This window comes from Streptomyces sp. NPDC058231 (assembly GCF_042882275.1).
GTDB lineage: Bacteria > Actinomycetota > Actinomycetes > Streptomycetales > Streptomycetaceae > Streptomyces.
On record NZ_JBHVWN010000014.1, the window covers coordinates 114,944 to 123,554 of the forward strand.

At 67.0% G+C, this 8,611-nt stretch carries 7 protein-coding genes; 5 read left to right on the forward strand and 2 right to left on the reverse strand.

Annotation, left to right across the window (positions count from 1 at the left end):
* Nucleotides 1-7 precede the first annotated feature (7 nt).
* Both ACFVXE_RS13220 and ACFVXE_RS13225 read left to right on the forward strand, forming a co-directional pair.
* Nucleotides 8-565, forward strand: coding sequence for an amino-acid N-acetyltransferase (locus ACFVXE_RS13220; RefSeq protein ID WP_389671253.1), 558 nt, complete (start codon nt 8-10; stop codon nt 563-565).
* Nucleotides 566-710: 145 nt separating this feature from the next.
* Complete coding sequence (locus ACFVXE_RS13225) at nt 711-1,046, forward strand: Lsr2 family protein (protein ID WP_389671254.1); 336 nt, start codon at nt 711-713, stop codon at nt 1,044-1,046.
* On the opposite strand, the gene ACFVXE_RS13230 is transcribed toward ACFVXE_RS13225, so the two are convergent.
* A complete protein-coding gene (locus tag ACFVXE_RS13230; protein ID WP_389671255.1) occupies nt 1,025-1,633 on the reverse strand; it encodes an SCO3374 family protein in 609 nt (202 codons plus the stop codon). The genes ACFVXE_RS13225 and ACFVXE_RS13230 overlap by 22 nt on opposite strands.
* Nucleotides 1,634-2,063: 430 nt before the next feature.
* Here ACFVXE_RS13230 and ACFVXE_RS13235 point away from each other — a divergent pair, with 430 nt between their 5' ends.
* Together ACFVXE_RS13235 and ACFVXE_RS13240 are read left to right on the forward strand one after the other, a co-directional pair.
* Nucleotides 2,064-4,592 carry an ATP-dependent Clp protease ATP-binding subunit gene (locus ACFVXE_RS13235; RefSeq protein WP_389671256.1) on the forward strand — a complete coding sequence of 843 codons (2,529 nt, stop codon included), beginning with the start codon at nt 2,064-2,066 and terminating at the stop codon, nt 4,590-4,592.
* Nucleotides 4,593-5,472: 880 nt separating this feature from the next.
* The gene (locus ACFVXE_RS13240) at nt 5,473-6,192 is read left to right on the forward strand and encodes a M23 family metallopeptidase (RefSeq protein WP_389671257.1); all 720 of its coding nucleotides are present in this window, start codon (nt 5,473-5,475) and stop codon (nt 6,190-6,192) included.
* A 35-nt stretch (nt 6,193-6,227) separates the two neighbouring features.
* Here the strand turns inward: ACFVXE_RS13240 and ACFVXE_RS13245 are convergent, their stop codons facing one another.
* Nucleotides 6,228-6,812, reverse strand: a complete 585-nt coding sequence (locus tag ACFVXE_RS13245) for a TetR/AcrR family transcriptional regulator (protein ID WP_389671258.1) — start codon at nt 6,810-6,812, stop codon at nt 6,228-6,230.
* Between the two features lie 121 nt (nt 6,813-6,933).
* Between ACFVXE_RS13245 and ACFVXE_RS13250 the strand changes: the two genes are divergently transcribed.
* Complete coding sequence (locus tag ACFVXE_RS13250; RefSeq protein ID WP_389671259.1) at nt 6,934-8,523, forward strand: MDR family MFS transporter; 1,590 nt, start codon at nt 6,934-6,936, stop codon at nt 8,521-8,523.
* Nucleotides 8,524-8,611 lie beyond the last annotated feature (88 nt).

Genomic DNA, 8,611 nt, shown 5'->3' on the forward strand with positions numbered 1-8,611 from the left:
CGGGGTCATGTCCTCAGAGCATCCGCATACTGATTTCCGTACCGAACCGTCGGTTATTAACGCAGCCATCACCGTCCGGCGTGCCAGGACGAGTGATGTGCCCGCGGTCCGCCGCCTCCTCGACGGGTACGTACGAGAAGGCATCCTCCTCGACAAAGCAACGGTGACGCTTTACGAGGACATCCAGGAGTTCTGGATCGCGGAACGCGACGCGGATGCCCGGATCATCGGCTGCGGCGCTCTGCACGTGATGTGGGAGGACCTCGCCGAAGTCCGTACTCTCGCGGTCGATCACAGCATCAAAGGCGCCGGAGTGGGGCATCAAGTCCTGGACAAGCTGCTGCAGACCGCCCGCTGGCTGGGTGTGCGCCGGGTTTTCTGTCTCACCTTCGAAGTCGACTTCTTCGCCAAGCACGGCTTCGTGGAGATCGGGGAGACACCGGTCGACACAGATGTCTACAGCGAGCTGCTGCGTTCCTATGACGAGGGTGTGGCGGAGTTCCTAGGTCTCGAACGAGTGAAGCCGAACACCTTGGGCAACAGCCGGATGCTTCTGCACCTGTGACCGCCGGAAGAAGTCGTAACCCTATGTCCGAATCGCGCATGTTTCCCGTGTTCTTGCACTCCTGAACCTCTCCCAGGGGTTTGTGTTTTCCGGGGAAAAGCGGTTTCCTTTCCGCGTACTGCATTTTTCGATGAAAGGAAATCCGGTGGCACAGAAGGTTCAGGTCCTTCTTGTCGATGACCTCGACGGTGGCGAGGCGGACGAGACGGTGACGTTCGCTCTGGATGGCAAGACCTACGAGATTGACCTCACCACGGGCAACGCGGACAAGCTCCGTGGTCTTCTTGAGCCGTACACCAAGGGCGGCCGGCGTACCGGTGGCCGTGCGGCGGCTGGTCGTGGCAAGGGGCGCGCCGTTCCCGGTGGCAACAAGGACACTGCTGAGATCCGTAAGTGGGCGCGCGAGAACGGTCACAATGTGAATGACCGTGGTCGTGTTCCGGCAGAGATCCGCGAGGCTTACGAGCAGGCCAACGGCTGAACTGTCGACTGACCGGTCGACAGCCCCATTGCCTGCCGTCCCTTTCGGGCGCGCATCAACCGGAAACGGTGGCATTCCGTCGCCACCGCGTCCACCAGCCGTACGAGATCGGGAGCATCCCCACCCCTGCTCCCGAGGCCGGCGAGGGCCGGGAACTGTACCCTCCCCTCGTGCCGCAGCTCGGGGGGCCGCAGCCATACGGCGGCCCCCGGCGAGCCCGGACACCAGCCGGGCGGAGCCGGCGCGACGATCCGCCCGCCCGTGCCGAGCGCGGTCAGCGCGAGGTCCACACCGCCCCACTCCAGCCAGTCGAGCAGCCCCGGCAGCTCATCGGCGCTCCCGGCGGCCACCAGCAGCCCCATGGTCCGCCCCGCGAGCGTCACCGGACCGGTGCGCCCCACCCGGCGCAGCGCCGCGTATCCGGCGGCCACAGGTACTTCGAGGACGTCGAAGCGCAATCCGGTCGGCAACCGCACCGGAGCGGCTCCTTCCGTGGCCCAGCCGAGCTCGTGCTCGTACCACCGCACACGCGCGTTGTCGCGCTCGTCGGCGAGCGCTGAGCGTGGCGGCGGGAGGGTGAGGGCCATGTCCGAAGAACTGCCGAGCCGCCCCAAGGGTTACGCAGAGTCCGCCACCCGGTGCGCAGTGTGCCGAGGGAGGGGGCGCGCGATCGCATTCCGGAGCGCAAGGATGTTCGCCCGTAGCGGAGGGAACCCGCGCGCGCCGCATGGACCGTCTGTAATTGCGGGTAAGAACATCCCTAGTGGGGAGGGGCGACACGCTGGCCGGCACGTCTCACGTTCGCCATCGGCGTACTGGCGACAGGGGTATCTGCCTGGCCTGCGGGAACATCGTCTCGCACCATCGGGTTGGAGCAGTTGTCGGCGTTCGGGGCAGGAGGCCAAGAACGGGTGTCGGCAGTTGGAATGAGCGGTCCCCGCTTGCGGGACTAAGCTGCGGAAGGACAGGGAGGGGACCGACCCCTTACTGCCTGACCGCTCTGAGGAGCGATTAACGATGTTCGAGAGGTTCACCGACCGCGCGCGGCGGGTTGTCGTCCTGGCTCAGGAAGAAGCCCGGATGCTCAACCACAACTACATCGGCACCGAGCACATCCTCCTGGGCCTTATCCACGAGGGTGAGGGTGTCGCCGCTAAGGCCCTGGAGAGCCTCGGGATTTCGCTCGAGGCGGTCCGCCAGCAGGTGGAGGAGATCATCGGTCAGGGCCAGCAGGCCCCGTCCGGGCACATCCCCTTCACGCCCCGGGCCAAGAAGGTCCTGGAGCTGTCGCTCCGCGAGGCTCTTCAGCTCGGCCACAACTACATCGGCACCGAGCACATCCTGCTCGGCCTGATCCGCGAGGGCGAGGGCGTCGCAGCCCAGGTCCTCGTGAAGCTGGGCGCCGACCTGAACCGGGTGCGGCAGCAGGTCATCCAGCTGCTCTCCGGTTACTCGGGAGGCAAGGAGGCGGCCACTGCGGGCGGCCCCGCGGAGGGCACGCCCTCCACGTCCCTGGTGCTCGACCAGTTCGGCCGGAACCTCACCCAGGCCGCTCGTGAATCCAAGCTCGACCCGGTCATCGGGCGCGAGAAGGAGATCGAGCGGGTCATGCAGGTGCTGTCCCGCCGTACCAAGAACAACCCGGTCCTCATCGGCGAGCCCGGCGTCGGCAAGACGGCGGTCGTCGAGGGCCTGGCGCAGGCCATCGTCAAGGGCGAGGTGCCCGAGACCCTCAAGGACAAGCACCTCTACACCCTCGACCTCGGCGCGCTCGTCGCGGGTTCCCGCTACCGCGGTGACTTCGAGGAGCGTCTGAAGAAGGTCCTCAAGGAGATCCGCACCCGCGGCGACATCATCCTGTTCATCGACGAGCTCCACACCCTGGTGGGTGCGGGCGCCGCCGAGGGCGCGATCGATGCGGCGAGCATCCTCAAGCCCATGCTGGCGCGAGGCGAGCTCCAGACGATCGGTGCGACGACGCTCGACGAGTACCGCAAGCACCTGGAGAAGGACGCGGCGCTCGAGCGCCGCTTCCAGCCGATCCAGGTCGCGGAGCCGTCGCTGCCGCACACGATCGAGATCCTCAAGGGTCTGCGCGACCGCTACGAGGCCCACCACCGTGTCTCCATCACGGACGAGGCGCTGGTCCAGGCCGCGACGCTGGCCGACCGCTACATCTCGGACCGCTTCCTGCCGGACAAGGCGATCGACCTGATCGACGAGGCCGGCTCCCGGATGCGCATCCGCCGGATGACCGCGCCGCCGGACCTCCGCGAGTTCGACGAGAAGATCGCGGGTGTCCGCCGCGACAAGGAGTCGGCCATCGACTCCCAGGACTTCGAGAAGGCAGCTTCCCTCCGCGACAAGGAGAAGCAGCTGCTGGCGGCGAAGACCAAGCGGGAGAAGGAGTGGAAGGCCGGCGACATGGACGTCGTCGCCGAGGTCGACGGCGAGCTCATCGCCGAGGTCCTGGCCACGGCGACCGGTATCCCGGTCTTCAAGCTGACGGAGGAGGAGTCCTCCCGTCTGCTGCGCATGGAGGACGAGCTCCACAAGCGCGTCATCGGCCAGAAGGACGCCATCAAGGCCCTCTCGCAGGCGATCCGCCGTACGCGAGCCGGTCTGAAGGACCCGAAGCGCCCCGGTGGCTCGTTCATCTTCGCCGGCCCGTCCGGTGTCGGTAAGACCGAGCTCTCCAAGACGCTCGCCGAATTCCTCTTCGGCGACGAGGACGCGCTGATCTCCCTCGACATGTCGGAGTTCAGCGAGAAGCACACGGTTTCCCGCCTCTTCGGTTCTCCCCCCGGTTACGTGGGTTACGAAGAGGGCGGCCAGCTCACCGAGAAGGTGCGCCGCAAGCCGTTCTCCGTCGTTCTCTTCGACGAGGTCGAGAAGGCCCACCCCGATATCTTCAATTCCCTGCTCCAGATTCTGGAAGACGGTCGCCTGACCGACTCCCAGGGCCGGGTCGTGGACTTCAAGAACACGGTCATCATCATGACGACCAACCTCGGGACCCGGGACATCTCCAAGGGCTTCAACCTGGGCTTCGCCGCCCAGGGCGACGTCAAGACCGGCTACGAGCGGATGAAGAACAAGGTCAACGAAGAGCTCAAGCAGCACTTCCGGCCGGAGTTCCTCAACCGTGTCGACGACACGGTGGTCTTCCACCAGCTCACCGAGGAAGACATCATCCAGATCGTCGACCTCATGATCGCCAAGGTGGACGAGCGCCTGAAGGACCGCGACATGGGCATCGAGCTCAGCTCGGAAGCCAAGTCGCTCCTGGCGAAGAAGGGCTACGACCCCGTGATGGGCGCCCGGCCGCTGCGCCGGACGATCCAGCGCGAGATCGAGGACATCCTCTCCGAGAAGATCCTCTTCGGTGAGCTGCGCCCCGGTCACATCGTGGTCGTCGGCACCGAGGGTGAGGGTGAGGAGAAGAAGTTCACCTTCCGTGGCGAGGAGAAGTCGGCACTGCCCGACGTCCCGCCGATCGAGCAGGCGGCAGGCGGCGCCGGCCCGAACATGACGAAGGACGTGTAAGGGCGCGCTGAGCGCCTGAGCATCGCGAGGGGCTGCCCCGGACCGTTTCCCACGGTTCCGGGGCAGCCCCTTTTCTCGTGTCCGCCCAGTGCTGTCCGCCCAGTGCCCTGTGCGCTCGTCCAGCGCCCGCGTCCGCCTTCCCCCCTTCGACCTCCCTCGTGCCCGCCCCCTGCGGGTGCCGCTCCGTGTGCCCCGGCCCGCCCGCGGCGTGAGGCGGAGGTGGCAACAGGGGGACGGGGGCGGAGGCGATCGGTGCGAGGGCGGCCTCAGGAAGGCGCTGAAGGCCCGGGCAGGCTCGATGGGAGCCCGCGGGCCCTCCGCGAGCGGTGGGGCCGTCCAGCTCGCGGACCGGCAGGCAGCGCAGGCGCCCGGCCACGGGGGAGGGCGGTGGCCGGGTGGCGGTCGCCCGCCGGGCGCTGCTCGGTGTCGTACCCGGGAGCTGGACGCCGGCCGTGTCGGCGTGTCCGGGTTGCCCGCCGAAGGTCCCGAAACGGAAGGCCTTAGGTCCCACCGGCGGTGACAAGGCGCACAGCCCATTTCGGGCCTACTACGGGAGCTAGGAGACGGACGGGCGATCGCGGGAGGGGTCTCCACCCCGGGGCTGGGCGAGTCTTTCGAGGCGATAGCCCGAGAGGCCCGAAACGCTGGGATCTGTCCGATATGAGCGCTTTGGAACTGGGGTTAAACCCGTCCGGGCGAAGAGATTCGAGGGGGTGCGACGTCGGAGGTGTCGAGGGTGGTGGCGGCGAGTTCCCGAGGTGCTAAATACGGCTTTTCTTCGTAGATGGGGTGTTTGAGTCCTGGCGGGTCGGCGGGTTACCAAGGGATGGCAAGCCCGGCATACCCGCCGGGTCCACTCACATACGGAGGATCTCCGCATATGTCGAAGCGCGTTACGTTCAAGCACTCCCGCCGTCCGTCCCTGTCCCGTGTCCGTGGCGCCGTGATGGCGGCCGGTCTGGGGACGTCGATGGTTCTCGGTGCTGGCGCTGCGTTCGCGGCCGGCACTGCGGGCTTCCCCCACACCGCGGAGCTGGTAGGCGCCACCGCTGCCGACTCGGTCGCCAAGCAGGCGGCGGTGCAGGGCAAGGCAGCCAAGATCGCCGAGCAGGTCGTGGCGAAGAAGGCCGCCGTGGTGAAGAAGGCGGCCACGGCCAAGAAGGCGGCGGCGAAGAAGGCCACCTCCTGGGAGGCCCCGGTCAACCACTACCAGCTGAGCGCCAGCTTCGGCAACGACGGCAGCCGCTGGGCCCACAAGCACTCCGGCCAGGACTTCGCCGTACCGATCGGCACCAAGGTCGAGGCCGTGCACGCCGGTACCGTCGTGAAGGCCGGCCCGAACGGCGCCGGTGACGGCCCCGCGTACGGCAACGCCATCGTGATCAAGCACGCCAACGGTACGTACTCGCAGTACGCCCACCTGTCGCGGATCGACGTGCACATCGGTCAGAGCGTGAGCATGGGGCAGAAGATCGCCCTCTCCGGCAACACCGGAAACTCCAGTGGCCCGCACGTCCACTTCGAGATCCGTAACACCCCGAACTACGGTTCCGCGATCAACCCGGTCATGTTCCTGCACAAGGAGGGCGTCACGGTCTGACCCGACCGTACGACTCCACCACGGCCCGGATCCCGCTAACGCGCGGGGCCCGGGCTGTGGGCCTGGGTGACCAGATCGACGGCGACTTCGAGGAGGGCCTTGCGGCGGTCCTCGATTTCGGCGTCGCTGTCCTTGAGGACGAACATCCCGGCGTGCATCGAGAAGAGCGCGCTGACGCAGCGGACCTGGTCGGCGAGGGCGGCCTCGGGGTCCCTGAGCAGATCGAGCAGCTCCATGAACCGGCGCTTCGAGGTCTCGCCGATGCTGAGATCGCGCATGGCCGCCTGATTCTCCTGGAGGAAACGGAAGAGCGGCGCCGCGTCGATCAGCGCGTCGCTGTACCGGGCCAGGAGTTCCTTCTTCGTCTCCAGGGACCGCGGCTGCTCCTTGCCCCAGGCGATCAGCTCCTCGAGGGGCCGGTTGAGGTCCTCGAAGATGCTGACGAGGATGTCTTCCTTGGTCTTGAAGTGGTAGTACAGCGCGGCCTTGGTGACGTCCAGCTTCTCGGAGATCTCGCGCAGCGAGGTCTTCTCGTACCCGTGCTCGGCGAAGAGCTCCAGGGCGACGTCCTGGATGCGCTGGCGCGTGTTGCCCCGGCGTGGCTGCTGCGTGCTGCCCATGGTGCTCTCCCAAAAACTTACTTGACGCCCGGCTAGTAAAGGGTCTATTTTTCCCAGTGTAGTCAACTAGCCGGGCGGCAAGTAAGTCCCTGGCTGACGGGGGATCAGGGGAGTGGGGATCATGTCGGACCTGAAGAACGCGGCGGGCGGGGAGGCGGACGGCAAAGCGGCCGAAAAGATCGCCGACGAGCCGCTCGTCGTGCCCGAGCCGCGGCAGCGCAGTGTCAGGGTGGTGATGCTCGCCCTGATGATCACCATGCTCCTGGCCATGCTCGACAACCTGATCGTCGGCACGGCCATGCCGACCATCGTCGGTGACCTCGGGGGCCTGAAGCATCTCTCCTGGGTCGTCACCGCGTACACCCTGGCCACCGCCGCATCCACCCCCATCTGGGGGAAGCTCGGCGACATGTACGGGCGCAAGGGCATCTTCCTCACGTCCATCGTGGTCTTCCTGATCGGCTCCGTGCTCAGCGGAATGGCCCAGGACATGGGTCAGCTGATCGGCTTCCGTGCCGTCCAGGGGCTCGGCGCCGGCGGTCTGATGGTCGGCGTCATGGCGATCATCGGCGACCTGGTGCCGCCTCGTGAGCGCGGCAAGTACCAGGGGCTGATGGCCGGTGTGATGGCCATCGCCATGATCGGCGGGCCGCTGGTCGGTGGCACCATCACCGACCACCTCGGCTGGCGCTGGAGCTTCTACATCAACCTGCCGCTGGGCGCGGTCGCCCTCACCATGGTCACCGCCGTACTGCACCTGCCGAACAAGAGACGCACCGAGGCGAAGGTCGACTACCTCGGCGCCGGACTGCTGACCCTCGGCATCACAGCGATCGTGCTGGTCACCACGTGGGGCGGTTCGCAGTACGCCTGGGGCTCGGCGATGATCATGGAGCTCATCGCGATCGGTGTCGTCTCGCTCGTCGGCTTCGTCTTCGTCGAGACCAAGTCCGCAGAACCGATCATCCCGCTCCACATCTTCCACAACCGGAACTTCACCCTGATGTCGATCATCGGCTTCATGACCGGCTTCGTGATGTTCGGCGCGGTGCTCTTCCTGCCGCTGTTCCAGCAGTCCGTCCAGGGGGCCTCGGCGACCAACTCCGGCCTGCTGCTCCTGCCGATGCTGCTGTCGATGATGGTCGTCTCGCTGTTCGCCGGACGGATCACCACCAGCAGCGGTAAGTACAAGATCTTCCCGATCGTGGGCTCCATCCTGATGGTGGCCGGCCTGTTCCTGCTCTCGCAGATGGACACCGGCACCACGCGCTTCACCTCCGGCGTCTACATGGCGGTGCTCGGCGCGGGCATGGGCTTCCTGATGCAGATCACGATGCTCGTCGCGCAGAACAGCGTCGAGCTGAAGGACATGGGCGTCGCCTCCTCCGCGACCACCCTCTTCCGTACGCTCGGCAGCTCCTTCGGTGTCGCCATCATGGGAGCGCTGTTCACCGGGCGGGTGCAGGACGAGATGACGGCCCGCGGCGGCGGGGGAGCCACCGCGGGGTCCGCGCAGCTGGACGCGGCGAGCCTGGCGAAGCTTCCGGACCCGGTGCGTGAGGCGTACCAGTTCGCGGTGTCGTCCGGCACGCACATCGCCTTCCTGGTCGGCGCTTGCGTCGGCGTGATCCCCCTGCTGGCGGCGTTGTTCGTCAAGGAGGTGCCGCTGCGCGGGGCGGCCCCGGAGACCACGCTGAGCGAGACCGTCTGACGTCGGCGGTCCAGACCGCCCCAGACTGCGCAGAGGCCCTTGGGGCACACGGACCGTGTGCCCCCAGGGCCTCTCCGTCTCCCGGACC